General features: G+C 41.4%; 18 protein-coding genes. 7 read left to right on the top strand and 11 right to left on the bottom strand.

What is annotated here, in order from left to right; all coding sequences use genetic code 11:
- Positions 1-91 precede the first annotated feature (91 nt).
- From BM375_RS01510 to BM375_RS01485, 6 genes are all read right to left on the bottom strand, one after another.
- Entirely contained in the window at positions 92-625 is a 534-nt protein-coding gene (locus BM375_RS01510; protein ID WP_093363391.1) for an OmpH/Skp family outer membrane protein, read from the bottom strand.
- Positions 626-844: 219 nt separating this feature from the next.
- Complete coding sequence (bamA, locus tag BM375_RS01505; protein WP_093363390.1) at positions 845-3,421, bottom strand: outer membrane protein assembly factor BamA; 2,577 nt, start codon at positions 3,419-3,421, stop codon at positions 845-847.
- A gap of 120 nt (positions 3,422-3,541) precedes the next feature.
- Positions 3,542-4,279 carry an isoprenyl transferase gene (locus tag BM375_RS01500; RefSeq protein WP_093363389.1) on the bottom strand — a complete coding sequence of 246 codons (738 nt, stop codon included), beginning with the start codon at positions 4,277-4,279 and terminating at the stop codon, positions 3,542-3,544.
- Positions 4,280-4,301: 22 nt separating this feature from the next.
- A complete protein-coding gene (gene porG / locus BM375_RS01495; protein ID WP_170852558.1) occupies positions 4,302-5,138 on the bottom strand; it encodes a type IX secretion system protein PorG in 837 nt (278 codons plus the stop codon).
- Positions 5,139-5,219: 81 nt separating this feature from the next.
- The gene (locus BM375_RS01490) at positions 5,220-6,113 is read right to left on the bottom strand and encodes an NAD kinase (protein WP_093363387.1); all 894 of its coding nucleotides are present in this window, start codon (positions 6,111-6,113) and stop codon (positions 5,220-5,222) included.
- A gap of 52 nt (positions 6,114-6,165) precedes the next feature.
- Positions 6,166-6,828: a CBS domain-containing protein gene (locus BM375_RS01485; protein ID WP_093363386.1), complete on the bottom strand. Its 663-nt coding sequence runs from the start codon at positions 6,826-6,828 to the stop codon at positions 6,166-6,168.
- 263 nt (positions 6,829-7,091) lie between these two features.
- Here BM375_RS01485 and BM375_RS01480 point away from each other — a divergent pair, with 263 nt between their 5' ends.
- The gene (locus BM375_RS01480) at positions 7,092-7,922 is read left to right on the top strand and encodes a lyso-glycine lipid O-acyltransferase GlsA (protein ID WP_093363385.1); all 831 of its coding nucleotides are present in this window, start codon (positions 7,092-7,094) and stop codon (positions 7,920-7,922) included.
- 3 nt (positions 7,923-7,925) lie between these two features.
- Positions 7,926-8,882: a glycine N(alpha)-acyltransferase GlsB gene (locus tag BM375_RS01475; protein WP_093363384.1), complete on the top strand. Its 957-nt coding sequence runs from the start codon at positions 7,926-7,928 to the stop codon at positions 8,880-8,882.
- A gap of 32 nt (positions 8,883-8,914) precedes the next feature.
- Here the strand turns inward: BM375_RS01475 and BM375_RS01470 are convergent, their stop codons facing one another.
- From BM375_RS01470 to ubiE, 5 genes are all read right to left on the bottom strand, one after another.
- Positions 8,915-9,367 carry a GNAT family N-acetyltransferase gene (locus tag BM375_RS01470; RefSeq protein ID WP_093363383.1) on the bottom strand — a complete coding sequence of 151 codons (453 nt, stop codon included), beginning with the start codon at positions 9,365-9,367 and terminating at the stop codon, positions 8,915-8,917.
- 9 nt (positions 9,368-9,376) lie between these two features.
- Complete coding sequence (locus BM375_RS01465; protein ID WP_093363382.1) at positions 9,377-9,826, bottom strand: GatB/YqeY domain-containing protein; 450 nt, start codon at positions 9,824-9,826, stop codon at positions 9,377-9,379.
- A gap of 70 nt (positions 9,827-9,896) precedes the next feature.
- A complete protein-coding gene (locus BM375_RS01460) occupies positions 9,897-10,661 on the bottom strand; it encodes an SDR family NAD(P)-dependent oxidoreductase (protein ID WP_093363381.1) in 765 nt (254 codons plus the stop codon).
- 2 nt (positions 10,662-10,663) lie between these two features.
- Positions 10,664-11,515 carry a hypothetical protein gene (locus tag BM375_RS01455; protein WP_093363380.1) on the bottom strand — a complete coding sequence of 284 codons (852 nt, stop codon included), beginning with the start codon at positions 11,513-11,515 and terminating at the stop codon, positions 10,664-10,666.
- Positions 11,512-12,252 (bottom strand): bifunctional demethylmenaquinone methyltransferase/2-methoxy-6-polyprenyl-1,4-benzoquinol methylase UbiE, encoded by a 741-nt coding sequence (gene ubiE, locus BM375_RS01450; RefSeq protein ID WP_093363379.1) that lies wholly within the window; start codon positions 12,250-12,252, stop codon positions 11,512-11,514. Before ubiE ends, BM375_RS01455 begins: the two co-directional genes overlap by 4 nt.
- Positions 12,253-12,674: 422 nt before the next feature.
- Between ubiE and dnaB the strand changes: the two genes are divergently transcribed.
- The 5 genes from dnaB to BM375_RS01425 all read left to right on the top strand — a co-directional run bounded on the left by dnaB (position 12,675) and on the right by BM375_RS01425 (position 19,647).
- On the top strand, positions 12,675-14,288 hold the full coding sequence (dnaB, locus tag BM375_RS01445) for a replicative DNA helicase (protein WP_093363378.1): 1,614 nt from the start codon (positions 12,675-12,677) through the stop codon (positions 14,286-14,288).
- Between the two features lie 149 nt (positions 14,289-14,437).
- A complete protein-coding gene (locus BM375_RS01440; RefSeq protein WP_093363377.1) occupies positions 14,438-16,717 on the top strand; it encodes an ATP-dependent helicase in 2,280 nt (759 codons plus the stop codon).
- Positions 16,718-16,775: 58 nt separating this feature from the next.
- Complete coding sequence (locus tag BM375_RS01435) at positions 16,776-17,459, top strand: DUF4290 domain-containing protein (protein ID WP_093363376.1); 684 nt, start codon at positions 16,776-16,778, stop codon at positions 17,457-17,459.
- 123 nt (positions 17,460-17,582) lie between these two features.
- Positions 17,583-18,905 (top strand): UDP-N-acetylglucosamine 1-carboxyvinyltransferase, encoded by a 1,323-nt coding sequence (murA, locus tag BM375_RS01430; RefSeq protein ID WP_093363375.1) that lies wholly within the window; start codon positions 17,583-17,585, stop codon positions 18,903-18,905.
- A 112-nt stretch (positions 18,906-19,017) separates the two neighbouring features.
- Positions 19,018-19,647, top strand: a complete 630-nt coding sequence (locus tag BM375_RS01425; RefSeq protein ID WP_093363374.1) for a YceI family protein — start codon at positions 19,018-19,020, stop codon at positions 19,645-19,647.
- The last annotated feature ends 51 nt before the right edge of the window (positions 19,648-19,698 follow it).

Below are 19,698 nucleotides of genomic sequence, written 5' to 3'. Positions count from 1 at the left end.
TGATGCATTAGGTTTTACAAACCTAATGCCATATTGTTCAAAATATGTTGTTAATAATTAATTTGCTTTTTTATGGCGCAAGTATACAAAATTAGTTTGAAAGATTAGGATCTGGTTTGAAACCTAATTTTGTGATGATATCGTTGCTCTTATCCAATTTTGGGTTAGCGAATAAAAAAGTAACCTCGCTACCTTTGTCCAGGATGATATCTAACCCTTGATTATTTGCAATATCTTGTATGGCTTTCGCTACACGATCTTGTATAGGCTGCACCAAGCGGATACGCTCTTTATACAATTCACCTTCATAGCCAAATTTCTGACGCTGGAATTCTTTCACTTCTCTTTCTTTGTTGACGATTTCATCTTCACGACGGCGACGCATATCATCATTCAACAACACTTGGTCATTCTGATAGGCTTTGTATAGCTTTTCGATTTCGCCGTACTGTCTGTCTACCTCCTCTTGCCAGTTCGTAGCTAAGTCGTCGAGGTGCTTTTGAGCAGATACGTACTCAGGGATATGTTTCAATATATATTCTGAGTCTACATAAGCCAAACGTTGTGCATAAGTAGCACTTGTCATGAAGGCTAAAAAAGCAAATAGTATAAATACTCTTCTCATCGATATTGTTATTTTTATTATTTCCTAATACTCTTTCAGACCGAAAAAAGCGAAAAAAGTTTAATCCGTAAACCGCTATTCGATCTATGGCGCAAATTAATAAAAAAAAGCATAGGATGATTGAAATTCATTACTGTTTTTAACTTAAATTAACTGTTATAAAAACAAAGACGGGCAGCTTCAATAGCTGCCCGTCTCTCTTGTATATATTTTCTATTATTAGAAACCACCCATGTTCTGTAGGATACTGAAGGTGAAGTTCTGTTTCCATTGGCTGGACTGCATACCTGGAATAGGGTCGAAAGCATGACCGTAGTCAATACCTAACATACCAAATATTGGTAGGAAGATACGTGCACCGACACCGGCAGAACGACGTAATTTCAATGGATTCACCTCACTGAATTTATTCCAAGTGTTACCCGCTTCTGCAAAAGCCAAAACGAATACCGTAGCCTGATCGTTGAGCATCACCGGATGGCGTAATTCCATCTGGTATTTTGTATAGATAGGGCTACCGGAACTTATAGCGATCCGTTCAGAATCTCTACCTGTGGTTTCCGGGATGATAGCTCCGTTTTGGTAACCGCGCATGGCAATGATTTCAGAACCTTGTAGGAAGTCAAATCCCATCATACCATCACCCCCCAGTTTGAAACGTTCGAAAGTAGATGTTTGCGTTCTATTGGTATAGTTGCCCAAATAACCAAATTGTGCCTGTGCTTTGAATACCAATTTACCGGCAATTTTGGTGTACCATTGGCTATCAAATTTCCATTTATGATATTCTGTCCACTTAAAGCGTACATCATCAGGGTCATTTTGGTAATCAATGTTATTCCATGCGGAGTACGGAGGCGTTAGCTGTACCGAGAAACGGATGTGTGAACCCGAAGTCGGATAGATTGGCGCATCAATCGAGTTACGGCTGATTTCCTGCGTAATATTCATGTTATAAGCCGTACCGTTGTCAAACAAGAAATAGCCACCGTAATTCTGCAACTTATAGCGCTGGAACGATAAAGATGTATTAATCTGGAAATAGTTGTCCGGCCAACGCAAGCGCTTACCTAAAGTCGCGGTTACCCCTGTCATCCAGATTCTATTTAATTCTGAATCGGCTACCATTTGACGACCTGTATACCAGTTAAACCCTCCAAAAGAAGAACTGGAAGTATATGCACTCAGACCGAAATAAATTGGTTTTTTACCACCCAACCAAGGTTCCGAGAACGAGAAGCTATAGGATTGGTAACGTTTTCCTGATGTTTGTCCCCGGATGCTCAGCTTTTGTCCGTCTCCACGAGGAAGAGGTTTCCAGGCGTCTTTCTTGAAGAAATTGCTGGTCGAGAAGTTATTGAATGTTAGACCCAAGGTACCGATAACCTGTCCAGCACCATAACCTCCTGAAAGTTCCACTTGGTCTGACGGCTTTTCGGCGATGGTGTACAATAAATCTGTCGTGCCTTCTTCGTAATTCAAGTTGGTCGGCATTGGGTTTATCTTTTGCTCGTCAAACATCCCCAATTGCGATATTTCGCGCACACTTTGCATGAGTAAAGCACGTGAGAATTTTTGTCCGGGTTTGGTATAGATAGAACGTAGGACAACACGGTCGTTGGTTACATCGTTACCTTTGACAACGACATTGTTGATCGTGAATTGTTTGCCTTCGCTCACGATGATCTCAAGGTCTACGGTATCGTTAAGAATTCTTTTGATAACCGGTTGTATATTGAATGTTAAGTATCCATCATTTTGGTACAAGGCGCTGATGTCATCACTGTTACGGGTAGGCCCGGAAAGCTTAGTATGTAGCTTCTCTTCACTGTATACATCGCCTTTTTCCATACCCAATATGATGTTCAATACGGAATCACTGTATTTAGAGTTACCAGACCAAGATACGTCACCTAAAAAGTATTTGGGGCCTTCGTGCAGGTGGATATAAACATCTACTTCATTATTGTCATAACGAACGACACTGTCTGCAAGGATTTCCGCGTCGCGGTAACCTTTATCCTGCATCTTCGCGATCATTTTCTCTTTCGCTTCTTTATATTTTTCGTCCTTGAATTTGCCAGGGCCAAAAATCCGATACCAACGGCGAGGTTTAACACCTTTCAGCGCTTTACGTAATTGCTTGTCGCTGAATTCCTCGTTTCCGTCGAAATGCACGCGGTGAACCTTAATTTTTTTATTTTTTTCTACGTTGACTACTACAATTTCATTATTGGCCTGTGCGGTGTCTTTTAGAGTTTTGACCTCAATATTTGGGTAGAGGTAAGATTTCTCCCGTAGAAATTTCTGAATGGTCGCACGCGTGGTTTTAATCAGGTTCTCGTTGACGATTTTGCCAGCGTTTGCATTTAAGCGTTTACGCACCTCCTCTGTTTCTCCTTTTTTCAAACCTTCGATATCGATACGTGTTAAGCGAGGGCGCTCCTGTACACGGATTTCAAGGAAGATGGTTTCGTCATTTTGGATGCGTTCTGCATACAACTGTACATCGTCAAATAGGTTTTGCCCCATCAGCGTTTTAACCACATTTGCTGTTTGCTCGCTAGGCACTTCGATATATTGTCCAACAACCAGTTTAGAAATGGTAATCAGCACATCCGTATCAAGGTATTGTGTACCCGTTACCCGAACACCGCCAATAATGTAGTTTTTAGGATCTAAATAACTGATTTCGTTCGGATCATTTAAGTTAATGGGATTACGGCCGATCTGCGCTTGCAGCGCTTGACTACCAAGGAGTAATGTAAATGCTATTAAATAGAGTATGCGCTTCATTTAGTATGTTTTCTCGGGTGCTAAAGTACACCAATCTCTTGTTAATTTTTGTTAAAAGAAAATAATTACCTTTCAGTTTATTCTCCGTGCGTTAATAATGCTGCAAAGGTAAAGTAAATATTACAATTGTTCGCTTGTTTTGCCAAATCTTCTTTCTCGTTGCTGATATTCATAAATGGCTTCGAAAAGGTCTTCTCTTTGGAATTCTGGCCACATCTTTTCTAAGAAACATAGCTCGGTGTATGCCATTTGATAGAGTAGGTAATTACTGATACGCAACTCACCCCCTGTTCTAATCATCAAATCCGGGTCGGGCATACCTGCTGTGTATAAATTATCGTTTATGGTAGATTCATTGATACTGTCGAGGTCTAATTTCCCTTCCAATACTTGGCGTACGATAGCTTTGTTGGCTTCTACAAGTTCAGCTCGTGAGCCGTAGGAGAGGGCTAAAGTCAGTACACAGGATGTATTCTCTTTTGTCACCTCCATTGTGTCCCGCAGTTTGTCCTGGCAATTTTTAGGCAGGTCGGTAATATTTCCGATAGTATTCAATCTGATTCCGTTAGCCATGAAGGTTTTGGTCTCTTTTGCAAGGGTGTTGACCAAAAGCTCCATTAACGCTTGCACTTCAAATTTCGGACGATTCCAGTTTTCGGACGAAAAGGCGTATAACGTCAGGTATTTGACTCCGATTTCAACAGCACCTTCCATTGCCTCCCGCACCGCGCTTACTCCGTTCTGGTGCCCGAAAATGCGTAGTTTCCCAATACCCTTTGCCCAGCGACCATTGCCATCCATAATAATGGCGATGTGCTGAGGTAGTCTATCTTTGTTTAATTTATCTTTGAAACTCATGTGTCACTTTCTTCGTTTGTCATTAATTCCACCAATAGCATTTTTTACTGATGAAAGTAAAAGTTAGGGTCACGCCGGCAGTCATATAGCCGTCAAATGCCCGTCCATTCCCAATAGGTTTCCCTGCATAATCTGCTGCATTCCCTCTCGGGAAAGCCATATTCTGCCAAAGAGAATTTCCATTTTGGGATATTTCGTGTAACTCCGGCTGTACTCCATTTGGAATGACCGAAGAGGTAGGGTAATTGTCATAAATATTATCCAGCTGATCGTTAAAAGCCAGGCGGTAGCCTACTTCAGCACCAATGGACCAGGGCCCTTTAATGTTGTATTTAAAACCGACTCCAAAAGGAATACTAATGGCTGTTTTCTGTATTTTAGTGCTGACGCTGTCGCTGGCCTGCAATTTGACCTCTTCAGGTTCATAGCGTGTGCCTCCACTGAGGATATATGGACTATGACGAACCCCTGCTACGCCAGCAAATAGATAAGGCGTATAACGATAAACCTGACGGCCAGGGATAAACTTGAAGAAGTTGAAGTCTGCACGTACGCCAAATTCCTTTACTTGGTTGTTGAATACGCGGCCGCGGCTATTCCGATAGGGATCTTTATCATCTTTGTCACTTCCGGCAAGGTGCAGATAATTGAAAAAAGCCTGAACGCCCCAGGTAGGGTTAAAATTATGCTTGACAAATAGCCCACCACCGGCACTCTTGAAGTAAAAGGGATTCGTTGGGTTAATATCACCCATAAACCCTGTTGCGCCAGCGTTGATGCCAATTTCCCATTGCTGCGCAGAGACAGTATGTATTGAGCATAGAACATAAATAATCAGTATGTACGAGACGCGTTTCAAGATTTGTGACTTTTGGCGTAAAGATAGTTGTTTTATAAGAATATAAATGAATTAATAAATGTTAAAAGAGTGGTGCTGTTGTTAATAGTTCCTTACGTCTAATCCCCAAAGTAGCTTTTCCCTTAGGGTGTTGAAATATTTGTCTGATTCCAACCGGATAAGGTTAATATGGAACGGTGCTTTGCGGATGGTTAGTTTAGTCGTGGTTGGCAGAGTTGCCGTTTTAGAGTCGCAGCTGAGGATATATTTGTCCGTGCGACTCTCGATTTCTAACTCTAAAGTGCTATTTGCTGAGATAACAATAGGACGAACATTTAAGTTGTGCGGAGCTATGGGCGTGATGACGAAATTACCACTTCCTGGCATGATGATCGGTCCGCCACAACTTAGTGAATAAGCTGTGGAACCCGTAGGCGTGGCGATAATAATGCCATCCGCCCAGTAGGCATTCAATAATTCTCCATTGAGTTTTGCATGGATGGTAATCATGGAGGAAGTATCGTGGCGAAATACAGTAATATCGTTGAGCGCAAAGTTGTCTTCTCCAAAGATGTTTTTGTCGCTACCGGATACTTCTAATAAAGCGCGGGGTTGTAGTTGGTATTTCCCTGAAAAGATATCCTCTAAAGCTTCGATGATTTTGGTCTTATGTATAGAGGCTAGAAACCCTAAACGCCCGAAGTTAATTCCCGCGATGGGGATACCTGAAGCTTTGACTTGCGAAACTGCGGATAACATAGTTCCGTCACCTCCGAGGCTCAAAAGAAAGAGAATGTCTGTAGGAAGGTCGCCATGGTTGTAATACAACAAAAAATCATCTGGGCAGTTAAACTGTTTCTTCAAGAAGCCATAAAAGTCCGAATGAATATATACCTGAACGCCTTTCTCCTTTAGATAGGCAAATAGTTGCTCTACATAGGGGATTACAGACGAATTGAATTCTCTTCCATATATTGCTATGGTGTGTTGTTGCATGGGAAGTATTGTTGTCAAAGCTTTTGCAAAGATGCTAAAAAATAGGTTATTCTTATAAATTTAAATAATTCATAAGGATATCGTAGCGGTCTTTGATGTCAGAATGCTGATTTCCGTCGTTGAATGTAGCTTTGACGGTATAGTCGAAGCGCCAGAAAGAAGCGATTAGGGCAGAAATATTCTGCTTATCGACCTTGATCGTGATTTCGGTTTTGGTGCTTTCTTCTATATTGCGTAAGGACATGTTGAGAATGCGCATGTTCTCAGATTCGACAATGTGGGCGACATGAGAGAATGCTACGTCGTTTTTGCCAACTTCCAATACGATAATGGCTCCGCTGTTGTCATTGCCTAATGTGACGTTGATGGCTTTAGAAAGTTCGGACAAGGTCACAACACCAACATACATCTTATCTTTGTCCAGCACAGGAACAAGGTCTAGTTGATGTACAGATGTGTATTGTAAGGCATCGAAAATATGCTGGTCTTCGAAGAGATATACAAAACGCAATGAGACAAAGAGACTACTTAAAGATTGGTTGTCGTTGTGGGCAGACAATAAGTCTTCTTCGTGGATAACGCCTAATAGTTCCGTTTGGTTAATGACAGGGAGCTGATGTACATGTAGCTCGTTCATTCTGTCCAAGGCATAACCAATGGTGTCTTCCACTGTCAGCTGGTAATCGTCGTGTGTAAGAATTTCGCCTATGTACATGATGTGCTCCTTTATATGATTAAACACTTAGCAGCGCAAAACGTTTAATCAGCTTGCATATTCTGTCATCTAATATAGGAACTTTTTGACCGTATGAAATAAATTTTATGTATTTTTACGGTTTGTTGATTGAAACTCAGCAATAGGCAGTAAGCCTTAAGCTGTAAGCTGACTGTTTAGCCTGCCAAAGTGCTTTTAATCGATGCTTATTGCTTAAAGCCTATAGCTAATGTGGAAATGTAGAAGATAACTTATCATCAAGCATGAACGAAGAAGAACAGGTGAAGTTTATTGAGGTGCGTAATGTCATCCACAAAAAAAGTCCTAAATTGGCGAAATGGATTCCCAGACCTTTAGTACGATATTTAGAGCGCGTCCTGCATGAGGATGATATAAACTATATCATGACCAAGTTTAGGGATCTTTATGGACTGGATTTTGTGGATGCCCTGATCGAGGAACTTGGTGTAGATGTTGTACTGGAAGGCGTGGAAAATATTCCTGCGACAGATAATGTTATTTTTGCTTCCAACCATCCTTTGGGAGGTCTGGACGGGATTGCTATTATGCAGGGTATTGGACGATATCGTCGGGATGTGAAATTTTTAGTGAACGATATTCTGATGAATATCCGCAACCTTGAGCCTTTGTTTATTCCTGTGAATAAAGTAGGAAATCAAGCCAAGAGTGGTATTGTCGCGATAGACAAAGCCTATGCCTCCGAAAATGCCTTGCTTATTTTCCCGGCAGGATTGGTGTCGCGTAAGATAAAGGGTGAAATCACCGATCTGGAATGGAAAAAAAGTTTTGTGTCAAAAGCAAAAAAGTATCAACGCGATATTATTCCTGTGCATATTTCGGGAAGAAACTCCAATTTTTTCTATAATTTAGCACGTATCAGGCAAAAGATAGGCCTAAAGGTTAATTTGGAGATGTTATATTTGCCTGATGAAATGTTCTCACAGCGTAACCAGCGTGTGACGATTACATTTGGAAAAAGAATACCTTATAGCCATTTCGATGCTTCAAAAAGTGAGCGGGATTGGGCGAAGGAGGTGAGAGAGATAGTTTATAGTTTAGCGGATAAAAAATAATATATGCAAGAAATAATTGCACCAGTAGATAGAGCATTGATAAAAGCGGAATTAACAAAAGAAGCTTTTATCCGCTATACCAACAATGGCAATAACGAAGTTTACTTGGTGAACTATCATACCGCGCCCAATATTATGCGCGAAATCGGCAGGCTCCGCGAACTTACTTTTCGTGGTGCAGGAGGAGGAACAGGGTTGCCTTTGGATATTGATGAAAACGATACCTGTACGCACAATTATGACCAATTAATCGCTTGGAATCCCGAAGATGAAGAGATCATAGCTGGATACAGATCTATTAAATGTGAAGATTCACGGGATGAGCAAGGACAGCTTCACCTTTCTACGGCACATTATTTTGAGTTTTCGGAAAAATTTAAATCGGAATATCTACCTCACACCATCGAGCTTGGACGATCTTGGGTACAACCGCGTTATCAGCCAGCGGTTGACAACCGCAAAGGCTTGTTTTCCTTGGATAATCTTTGGGATGGGCTAGGGGCTTTGGTTATGCTAAATCCGGAGATTAAATATCTTTTTGGCAAGGTGACGATGTATCCACATTACAATGCGACGGCACGGGATCTGTTGGTTTATTTTATGGAGTATTATTTCCCGGATAAAGAAGGTCTGGCAACTCCACTAGAATCGTTGAAGATTGGTTATAAGACAGATATTACATCCTATATGGGCATATTTGACGGTTTGGATTACAAGGAAGGTTACAAATTGTTGAATACCAAAATCAGGGAGTTGGGTGAGAATATTCCTCCATTAATCAATACATACATGAATCTTTCGCCGACAATGAAAACATTTGGGACGGCATTGAATGATGAATTTGGAGAAGTGGAAGAAACGGGTATTATGATTACTATAGCAGATGTTTATCCGGCCAAGAAAGAAAGGCATATGAATACTTTTGAGCGGGATAGACATTATGGAAATCCAAAAAAATAAGGGTGGCAATTGCCACCCTTATTTTTTTGGATTTATTTTTTAAGCATTTCGATATGCGGAATATCGTCCTCCAGATATTCTTCACTTACTTTTTGAAAGCCTAATGCTTCATAAAAGCGTTGCAAATACAGTTGCGCACTGATGCGGATGGCTTCTCCCGGAGCTTGGGTATCCCAATAGTCTATAGCTCGCCGCATTAGCTCTTTTCCCAAGCCATATTTGCGGTAGCCTTCATCAATAACGACACGTCCTATGGACACCTCTGTGTAGGATAGGTTTTGAGGCAGTAGGCGTGCGTAAGCAGCGATAACCCCTTCTGCTGTGTAAGCAAACAGATGCTGACTTTTAAGATCTTTGTCATCACATTCGGGGTAAAGACAATCTTGTTCCAACATGAATACCGTAATGCGCAATTGCAAGATACGGTACAGTTCCAAAGCTGTCAGCTCATGGAAGCTCTTGACGGTCCAAATCAGCTGTTGCATAGATGCTAATTAGCTCAATAGGAACTTGACCACTTCTGAAATGGTTCTACCATCCGCACGGCCTGCCAATTGCTGGTTTGCAGCCCCCATTACCTTACCCATATCTTTCACTGATGCAGCTCCAGTATCGGCGATAATGCCTTTAATAATGGATTCAATTTCCGCACGGTCTAATTGTTTTGGTAGATAGGCTTCGATGACTTCCTGCTCCTCCTGTTCGATCTGGTAAAGATCTTCACGGTTTTGCTGTTTGTATATTTCCGCAGATTCTTTACGTTGTTTTACTAATTTTTGCAAAACTTTGATTTCCGCTTCTTCGGTCATTTCTTCTTGTTGACCTTTTTCTGTTTTTGCCAATAATATTGCAGCTTTAACGGCACGCAAACCGCGTAGGCGAGCGTTGTCTTTAGCAATCATTGCCGCTTTGATATCCTGATTTATTTGTTGTTCTAGTGACATGTTTTTCTGTTTAATTGTTTAAAATGTTTAACCGTTTAAAGTTCAATGTTTAATTGTGTCTAATATCTCACTACGTATTTCTCTTCACTACAGTCCCTGAAGCTTGCGCTGTTGGCATAACCAAAAGATCATTGATGTTGACATGCGCAGGGCGAGAGAGCACAAAAGCTATAATTTCTGCGATATCGATTCCCGATAGCGGTGTAAGTCCTTGGTAGACATTTTTTGCACGCTCTTTATCGCCTTTGAAACGTACCTCTGAGAATTCAGTTTCCACCATACCCGGATCTACAGAGGTTACTTTGATACCTTTTTCTAAAAGGTCAATACGCATTGCCTGTGTCAATGCATCTACCGCATGCTTGGTCGCACAGTAGACATTTCCGTTGGGGTAGACTTCTTTGCCGGCAATAGAGCCTAAGTTGATGATGTGCGGAGCTTGACTGCTTTCCATCAAAGGAATAACTTGTCTGGTGACATATAGCAAGCCTTTGACATTGGTGTCTATCATGCGATCCCAATCACCAATGTCGCCACGATGGATTGGATCTAAGCCCTGACTTAAGCCCGCATTGTTAAGCAATACATCAATAGACTGCCATTCAGCAGGTAGCTGCTGAAGTTTCTGCTCTACTTCTTCAGCATTGCGCACATCTAATTCAAAGATATAGGTTTCGCATTGTGGAGCAATCTCGTGTAGCTGTTGCTGCAGTTCTTCTAAACGCTGTAACCGACGGGCGCACAGCAATAAACGATATTTTCCTTCGCGTGCAAGAACCGCGGCACATGCTGCACCAATACCTGAACTTGCTCCCGTGATAAATACTGTTCTCATGGTTATTGAAAGATTAAGCTAAACTGAATATTTCGGATAAAAGTTTTATCTAAGGGCGTCATAAAAGGGTTGTTTTGCGATAAAATATGTTTACGGTCCAGTACATCACCAAAGCTTTGTATAAGCTTGATTTCGGGAGACATACGGAAGTAAGGGAAGAAAATCTCCACGCCCATTCCTGCTTCCCAAGCAAAATAACCGGGCTTCATGACCAACATTTGTGGGTTAGAGAAAGTACCATTGGCAATCATTGTTTTATATTCATTGTATTCGCCAACGATATTTGCCCAACGAATATAACGTGCTCCACCTGTTACATAGCCCCTGTATCGATTGAACTTATTCTTCAGTATCTTTTCATCCGATCGGAAGCGAATATTGATAGGGAACTCGAAAGCATTATAGTTTGCTCCTTCAATTCCCCCGGTGCCTACATGGCGCATTTTTCGGATTAGTTCTTTTTCTACACCTCCTGCATCAGGACCTTTGAAGTTAACCCCTGTACTATTTATAAATGTAAATGTTGGTTGGAAGGAGCTGGATAAGTTATCTGTAAAGCGAACTTCGATAGGTAAAGCTACGGACATGCCATGGCTTACTATAGATTGGATCGACGTAAATTCGTCTATATAACGCACATTATTAACTGGGACATCTCGAATCCCCATTGAAGCCCAATTATCTTTCAGTCCGACCTTGTAGGAAGAGTTGACATAATTGTATTGTAATCCCATAGAAAGCCAGGCATTCTCATCGTAAAACGAAGAGAATGGAAGGGAAAGCCCTCGCTGTGCATACGTAAAGTTAATCAAGGTTAACAGGATAAGAACGAGGTATGTACGTAATCTGCTCATTTTGTGCATTCGTAAATTGTACAAAAACCAAAAGTCTGCGGACGAACTTTTGTTTTGCTGTAGCCTACTTTTTTCGTAATGGCTGCAAAACGTTCACCGTCAGGGAAGTTTGCCACAGATTCTGGTAGGTAAGAGTAGGCTCTCGTGTCTTTTGAGACAAGTTTTCCAAAAGCAGGTGTTAGTTTATGGAACCAGAAATAATAAAGCTGTTTAATAGGGAAAGCTTTCGGATTGGATAACTCCAATATAACTGCTCGACCGCCTGGCTTCAGTACCCGACGAATATCCGCTAAACCTTGTTCTAAATTTTCAAAATTGCGCACGCCAAATGCTACTGTAACGGCGTCGAAAGTGTTGTCTTCAAACTGTAGCCTCTCAGAGTCTCCTAATTGTACTTCAAACTTGCCTTCCAAGCCTTTCTTCTGTATTTTTTCTTTGGCGACTTCTAGCATGCCAGCAGAAATATCGACACCGATGATTTTTTTTGGTTGTAAAATACGAAGTGATTCAATGGCAAAATCCCCTGTCCCTGTAGCCACATCTAATAATAGCTGTGGTTTAAGATCCTTCAAGGAGCGGATAGCTTTTTTGCGCCAAATAGTATCGATGCCCATTGTCATCATACGATTTAACCTATCATAGGTTTTGGATATGTTGTTGAACATGTCCGCTACTTGTTCCTTCTTGCTACCTTCCTTGGATTTGTAAGGCTTTATCGTTGAACTGTCATTTGCCATAGCACAAAGATACAATAAAGGCTTACATCCTAAAAATAGTATTTGACCTTCGTTTATCCATAGTAGAAATGAGAGGTTTTTAGTTAACTCATTGGCTATGAAATGATATGCTTAAAATAGGGGAATGGTTGCTTTAGGAAAGGGAAAGTTGTAGGTTATCCACATTGCTGAAAGTTATTAACATTGGTTTAATCATTTGATGTTCATAACACTTTTTTCTTTTTCCACACGTTTTTAACAAAAGGTGTTCAAAACAAGGGTATTGATAACCAATGGTGTCAAGGGCATAAAGATTGCTTGTTGGGGCAACTTGTTAGAAGTGTTTACAACTTGTTTGTCGCTTCGTTGGTATTTTTTATAATTTTGTTTCCCCACCTCCCAAAGAGGAATAAATTAAGGAATTAAACTGTATATCTTTTGTAATGGCGTTAGAGAACGAATATCAAAATAACATGACCGGCAATGCGGCCAATAAAGCTTCTTTTAATAAGAAGCGTACCAGTCTGAATAATCTGGTCAGCGGGCTTGGTAAGCTTCCTCCTCAAGCTGTTGATTTGGAAGAAGCTGTGTTGGGTGCGCTGATGTTGGAAAAGAATGCGCTGAGCGAAGTTATTGATATTCTAAAGCCAGATTCGTTTTATAAAGAAGCACATCAAAAAATCTATGAGGCGATATTTCGTTTGTTTCAACAAACTTCACCCATAGATATACTAACAGTGACGGCGGAACTGCGCAAAATGGGAGCTCTGGAAATGGTTGGTGGAGCGTATTATATTACACAATTGACTGATAGGGTTGTTTCTGCTGCTAATATAGAATATCATGCTCGCATTATTTCCCAGAAATATATACAACGAGAGTTGATTCAGGTGTCGACCGAAATCATTAACAGCTCATACGACGAAACTTCGGATATTTTCGATTTGCTGGATCACGCAGAGAAATCCCTATTTGATATTGCGCAGAATAACTTGCGTCGGGACTCCCGAAAGATGGATGATATCATGCGTGAAGCGATTTCCAACCTGGAAATGTTGCGTGATCGTACGGATGGGTTGACAGGTATTCCATCCGGATTGACAGCATTGGATAGGATGACTTCCGGTTGGCAGCCTTCGGATTTGGTCATTATTGCGGCGCGTCCAGCGATGGGTAAGACCGCTTTTGTACTTTCTGTTGCACGGAATGCAGCTGTAGATCATCAAAAGCCTGTGGCGGTATTCTCTTTGGAGATGTCGTCTGTACAGTTGGTCAACCGTCTTATAGCTGGAGAAACGGAAATTGAACAGGAAAAATTGAAAAAAGGAAACCTTGCTGACCATGAATGGCAACAATTGCATTCTAGGATAGGTCGCTTGACCGAAGCTCCACTTATTATTGATGATACACCAGCACTGAATGTGTTTGAATTCCGCGCGAAATGCAGACGCTTGAAAGCGCAGCACGATATACAGATGGTAATCGTCGATTACTTGCAGTTGATGCATGGTAAGGCCGAGGGGAAAGGGGGCGGTAACCGTGAGCAGGAAATCGGTAGTATCTCGCGAGCCTTGAAATCTGTTGCGAAAGAATTAAATATCCCTGTATTGGCACTTTCGCAGTTAAGCCGTGCGGTGGAATCGCGCCCTGGTAACAGTAAGCGCCCGATGTTGTCCGATTTGCGGGAATCGGGCTCTATTGAGCAGGATGCCGATATGGTACTTTTCTTATACCGTCCGGAATACTATGGACTTACCGAGGATGAAGAGGGACGACCAACTGCTGGGGTCGGAGAGGTGATTATTGCCAAGCACCGTAATGGTGAAACCGGTATCGTTCCATTGCGTTTCGTAGGTAAATATGTGAAATTTGTGGATCTGGAAGAGGATTTTGCCGGCGCAGCCGGGGATTCCTTCGGTACGCCGGATAGCTTTAGTTCTGCTATGGGTCCGTCTGATGCCTTTAGTGGATTCGGTGGTGGCTTTGATGGCAGTGGCGGCGGAGGTATCACCATGCCTTCACGGATGAATGATATGCCGGATGATGCACCTTTTTAGTGTTTAATAGTTTAAGGTTTAAAGATTAAAGGAGCAAAGATGAAAAGGTCTTTGCTCCTTTATCTTTCCACTTTGTTCCTTATTCAATTTTGTGTAGCTTTACATTCCCTTTTTGTAGGAGCGAATTCAACTAAAATTAGGAGAAAGATTTGGATTATTTAGCAGGATTAAATCCCTCGCAGCGCTCAGCTGTGGAACAGACCGAAGGTCCGGTAATGATTGTGGCTGGAGCCGGATCAGGTAAAACGCGTGTGATTACTTATCGCGTGGCACACTTGATTCAGAAGGGTGTCGATCCCTTCAATATCTTGGTGTTGACCTTTACCAACAAGGCTGCAAAGGAGATGCGCGAGCGTATCATGAAAGTAGTCGGTCAGGAAGCCAAAAATATCTGGATGGGTACATTTCACTCTGTCTTTGCACGTATCTTGCGTGTGGAAGCAGAGCTTATAGGTTATCCTAAAAACTTTACCATATACGATACGGACGATACAAAAAGCCTCATACGGGCTATCATCAAGGAAATGAACCTGGACGATAAACTGTACAACGCCAACCATGTATATGGACGAATATCTTCAGCGAAAAATAATCTTATTTCTCCACAGGAATATAATAAAAATGAAGCCATCATGGCGGAAGATATTTCCAATGGTAGAGGGCAGCTTGGACAAATTTATATGACATATGCTCAGCGCTGTTATCGTGCTGGAGCAATGGATTTTGACGATTTATTGTTTAAGACCAATGTGTTACTGAACAAGTTTCCTGATGTATTGCATAAATATCAACACCAGTTTAAATATTTGATGGTGGATGAGTATCAGGATACCAACTTTTCGCAATATCTGATTGTAAAGCGTTTGGCAGCGGTCAATGAAAATATCTGTGTGGTGGGAGATGATGCGCAAAGTATTTATGCTTTCCGTGGTGCGAATATCCAGAATATTCTGAATTTCCAGAAGGATTATCCTGATGTGCGTGTGTTCAAGCTGGAGCAAAATTATCGGTCAACTAAAATGATCGTCAATGCGGCCAATAGTATTATTGAAAAAAACCAAAATCAACTGGAGAAAAATGTTTTCTCCGAGAATGAAGATGGTGAAAAAATAAAAGTAGCCAGAGCATTTTCGGATAACGAGGAGGGAAAGATTGTTGCGGAGGCTATCAGCCAGGAAAAAGCACTGAAAGGATTGCAATATAAAGATTTTGCCATTCTTTACCGCACGAATGCCCAATCTCGAGCGATGGAAGAAGCCTTGCGCAAATTGGGTGTTCCATATAAGCTTTATGGAGGAACGTCTTTCTATCAGCGTAAAGAAATCAAGGATTTGATTGCTTATTTCCGTTTGACGTTCAACCCGAACGATGAAGAGGCGTTGAAGCGCGTGATCAATTACCCGCGTCGTGGTATCGGTGATACGACCATTGAGAAAATTATGGTTGCTGCCGACCAGCAGCAATACCGTCTTTGGGATGTTGTTGCTAATGCACAAATGTTTCTCGACGGAAGAAGTGCGACTGCCGTTGGTAATTTTGCTTTGATGATCCAGAGTTTTCAGGCAGCTGCAAAGACTGCTTCGGCTTTTGATGTTGCTATGCATATCGCACAGCATTCAGGAATTTTAAAAGACCTTTATGAAGATAAATCTGTAGAAGGATTGAGCCGTTATGAAAATATTCAAGAGCTGTTGAACGGGATTAAGGAGTTTTCGGAACGTGAAGATTTGGAAGAAAAGGGATTGGATATCTTTATGCAGGATATTGCCTTGTTGACCAATGATGATAATGATAAGGATCCTAATGCAGATACGGTTTCGTTGATGACGATTCACTCTTCTAAAGGGCTTGAGTTTCCAGCGGTATTTATCGTCGGGTTGGAGGAGAATCTATTTCCCTCCCAATTATCGCTCAACTCACGTTCTGAGCTGGAGGAAGAACGCAGGTTGTTCTATGTAGCTGTTACCCGTGCGGAAAAGAAGCTACATCTGTCGTATGCGACTTCGCGCTATCGTTGGGGAACGTTGAATAACTGCGAGCCAAGCCGCTTTTTAGATGAGTTGAATCCCGCTTGTCTGGAGTTGGATTTCCATTCTAAGACTGCGGCAAATATGTATACAGATGGTGGATTCCAATCTGAACGTGTGGCTTGGAAACAACGGGAAACGGATACGTTTTCGAAACCTAAGCCCAAGATGGTTAAGACCACTTCAATTTTGCCGAAAGCACACGTGCCAACTCAGGGTTTTGCACCTTCGGATACTTCTAGGTTACAGGTGGGGATGCAGGTCGAACACGAGCGTTTTGGATTTGGAAAGGTGGTGAACCTTGAAGGGAATAAACCGGATGTGAAAGCAACTATTTTCTTCAAAGAGTTGGGACAGAAACAATTGTTGCTTAAATTTGCAAAACTTAGAATAGTAGAATAGTAAAAAAAATAATAATTGCGCAGGCATCCGCGTTAGATGAAGCGTATAAATATACTTTATGGAGTTTGATTATAACAGTACAAGGCCCAAGTTAATATTGGCGGAATATGGAAGGAATGTGCAGAATATGGTGGACTATATCTGTACGCTTCCAACGAAAGAAGAAAGAAATCGCTATGCACAGGTCGTTATTGATATGATGGGGGTGCTGAACCCGCATTTACGGGACGTGTCAGATTTTAAACACAAGTTGTGGGATCATTTGCATATTATCTCCGATTTTAAAATTGATGTTGACTCTCCATATCCGGAACCTGATCGTGAGGCCATTCACCAGAAGCCACAGATGCTGGACTATCCACAACATCGCATCCGCTATAAGCATTATGGACATACCGTGGAAAGTATGATTGAAAAGGCGTTAGCGATGCCGGAAGGTTCGGAAGCAAGACAAAAAATGGCGATTTCCATCGCTAATTTTATGAAGATGGCTTACATTACCTGGAACAAAGATTCGGTACAGGATGACCATATTATTCATGATCTTATCGAGTTGTCCAAAGGGCAATTGTCTTTGCCATTGGATACAGTATTGACAAAATTGGATTTCAAAACTCCGCCTCCGGGTAGCCGTACGAAATCAGGCAATACACCGCAACAGCAAAACAACCATAAGAATGGTGGTAAGAAGATGATGAACAATAATAATAACAATAACAAAAAGAAGAAGAAGAAGATGTAGGTTGCACCTGCCAACAGTATAAGAAAAAAGGCAATTGCATGGCGTAGAGCGTTATTTGGTTGCCTTTTTCTTTTTGTTTATGTTGCATATCAGGGCTCACTGAGAATAAATATATAGAAGAATATGAATGCATTTGAAATACAGGGTGGAAAACCCCTTAAAGGTGAAATAATTCCACAAGGGGCGAAGAACGAGGCTTTGCAGATATTATCGGCGGTTCTCTTGACCGAAGAAAAAATGACTATCAGTAATATTCCCGATATTAAAGATGTCAATAAACTGATTGATCTATTGAAGGCTTTAGGTGTTACGGTCAATAGATTAAATAAAGATACCTACGAGTTTCAGGCAAAAGATATTAATATCGCCTATTTCCAGTCGGAAGAGTTTAAACAAAAAGGTGGTGGATTGCGTGGATCGATTATGATTGTTGGTCCATTACTTGCTCGTTTTGGTAAGGCAGCGATCCCCAAGCCGGGAGGCGATAAAATCGGTCGTCGTCGATTGGATACGCACTTTCTTGGATTTGAAAAACTGGGGGCAAAATTTGTTTACGACCCGGACAAGCATTTTTTCAATGTCGATGCAACGGAATTGAAAGGGACATATATTCTCCTTGACGAGGCTTCTGTAACAGGGACGGCAAATGTCGTGATGGCTGCTGTTCTGGCGAAAGGCATAACGACTCTGTACAATGCAGCTTGTGAACCTTATTTGCAGCAGCTTTGCAAAATGTTGAACCGTATGGGAGCGAAGATTTCCGGTATAGGTTCAAACCTCTTGATTATTGAGGGAGTGGAAAAATTAGGTGGAACAGAACATCGTATGTTGCCGGATATGATTGAGATCGGGTCGTTTATCGGGTTGGCGGCCATGACGGGCTCGGAGCTTACCATTAAAAATGTCTGCTTCAACGAGTTGGGGATTATCCCGACTGTTTTTGCTAAGTTGGGAATTAAATTTGAGCTCCGTGGAGATGATATTTTTATTCCTGCTCAAGAGTCTTACGAGATTGATACTTTTATTGATGGTTCTATCTTGACGGTTTCAGATGCTCCCTGGCCAGGTTTCACACCGGATTTGTTGAGTATTGTGTTGGTTACGGCTATTCAAGCAAAAGGTAATGTGCTGATCCATCAAAAAATGTTTGAAAGCCGTTTGTTCTTTGTAGACAAACTGATTGATATGGGTGCGCAGATTATTTTGTGTGATCCGCACCGGGCCACTGTAATTGGGTTGAACAAGCAAACGAAGTTAAGAGGTATTGAAATGACATCGCCGGATATTCGTGCGGGAGTGTCATTGCTTATCGCAGCGCTCTCGGCTCAAGGCAAATCGGTGATTTATAATATTGAGCAAATTGAACGTGGATACCAAGATATTGAAGAAAGGTTAAAAGCTTTGGGGGCGGATATCCGCAGAATCGAAGCGATTCCTTATCATTAGAAATGTCTTTTAAATGTTAAAAATAATAGGGTAATCTTTGTGTTTAAACAGATTGTCCTATTTTTATGGTTTGTAATTTGCAAAACAAACTTTTATATATTAGAAATAGAATATGAAAAAAATCTTATTATTATCTGCTGTAGCGGGATTGATTCTTGCTTCATGCGCAGGAAACCCTGAGGGGAAAAAAGCGGAAACGACTGACTCTATCGAGACTACAACAACTGCAGAAGGTGCTTCGTACGCTGTGGATGCGGCAGCCTCTACTGTTGTTTGGACTGGTACAAAAGTAACCGGAAGCCATACAGGTACAGTAAACATCAAATCGGGTGCATTGACCGTTGATGGAGATAAAATCACCGGTGGTAATTTTGTTTTGGATGTTACATCTATTAACTCTACTGACTTGGAGGGCGAGTGGAAAGAAAAGTTAGATGGTCACCTGAAGTCGGAAGACTTCTTTAATGCGGCTACTTTCCCTGAAGCAAAATTTGAAGTGACAGCTGTAGAAGCTGGTGCGGCGGCAGGTGATATTAAAGTGTCCGGCAATTTGACTATCAGAGATGTAACTAAAAACATTACTTTCGATGCGAAAGTAGTTGAATTGACAGATGCTTCAGCTAAAGTAGACGCTGATTTTAATATTGCTCGTGAAGACTGGGGAGTTACTTATTCCGGTAAACAGGATGATTTGATTTCCAAAGAAATCAACTTTAAGATTTCTTTAGTCGCTAAGAAGTAATTTTTTACGTATATAGCTAAAAAGGGATGTTCAACGAACATCCCTTTTTTT

It is taken from the genome of Sphingobacterium wenxiniae, from assembly GCF_900116225.1.
Classification (GTDB): Bacteria; Bacteroidota; Bacteroidia; order Sphingobacteriales; family Sphingobacteriaceae; genus Sphingobacterium; species Sphingobacterium wenxiniae.
This window is presented reverse-complemented; position numbering and strand designations above follow the sequence as displayed.

What these genes read in the sequence shown, in the direction of transcription:
- BM375_RS01425 (WP_093363374.1), top strand. Translation starts at nt 19,018, where the DNA reads ATGAAAAAAATCTTATTATTATCTGCTGTAGCGGGATTGATTCTTGCT.
- bamA (WP_093363390.1), bottom strand. Translation starts at nt 3,421, where the DNA reads ATGAAGCGCATACTCTATTTAATAGCATTTACATTACTCCTTGGTAGT.
- BM375_RS01435 (WP_093363376.1), top strand. Translation starts at nt 16,776, where the DNA reads ATGGAGTTTGATTATAACAGTACAAGGCCCAAGTTAATATTGGCGGAA.
- ubiE (WP_093363379.1), bottom strand. Translation starts at nt 12,252, where the DNA reads ATGGCAAATGACAGTTCAACGATAAAGCCTTACAAATCCAAGGAAGGT.
- BM375_RS01470 (WP_093363383.1), bottom strand. Translation starts at nt 9,367, where the DNA reads ATGCAACAGCTGATTTGGACCGTCAAGAGCTTCCATGAGCTGACAGCT.
- murA (WP_093363375.1), top strand. Translation starts at nt 17,583, where the DNA reads ATGAATGCATTTGAAATACAGGGTGGAAAACCCCTTAAAGGTGAAATA.
- BM375_RS01480 (WP_093363385.1), top strand. Translation starts at nt 7,092, where the DNA reads ATGAACGAAGAAGAACAGGTGAAGTTTATTGAGGTGCGTAATGTCATC.
- BM375_RS01455 (WP_093363380.1), bottom strand. Translation starts at nt 11,515, where the DNA reads ATGAGCAGATTACGTACATACCTCGTTCTTATCCTGTTAACCTTGATT.
- BM375_RS01475 (WP_093363384.1), top strand. Translation starts at nt 7,926, where the DNA reads ATGCAAGAAATAATTGCACCAGTAGATAGAGCATTGATAAAAGCGGAA.
- BM375_RS01490 (WP_093363387.1), bottom strand. Translation starts at nt 6,113, where the DNA reads ATGCAACAACACACCATAGCAATATATGGAAGAGAATTCAATTCGTCT.
- BM375_RS01485 (WP_093363386.1), bottom strand. Translation starts at nt 6,828, where the DNA reads ATGTACATAGGCGAAATTCTTACACACGACGATTACCAGCTGACAGTG.
- BM375_RS01510 (WP_093363391.1), bottom strand. Translation starts at nt 625, where the DNA reads ATGAGAAGAGTATTTATACTATTTGCTTTTTTAGCCTTCATGACAAGT.
- BM375_RS01465 (WP_093363382.1), bottom strand. Translation starts at nt 9,826, where the DNA reads ATGTCACTAGAACAACAAATAAATCAGGATATCAAAGCGGCAATGATT.
- BM375_RS01500 (WP_093363389.1), bottom strand. Translation starts at nt 4,279, where the DNA reads ATGAGTTTCAAAGATAAATTAAACAAAGATAGACTACCTCAGCACATC.
- BM375_RS01460 (WP_093363381.1), bottom strand. Translation starts at nt 10,661, where the DNA reads ATGAGAACAGTATTTATCACGGGAGCAAGTTCAGGTATTGGTGCAGCA.
- dnaB (WP_093363378.1), top strand. Translation starts at nt 12,675, where the DNA reads ATGGCGTTAGAGAACGAATATCAAAATAACATGACCGGCAATGCGGCC.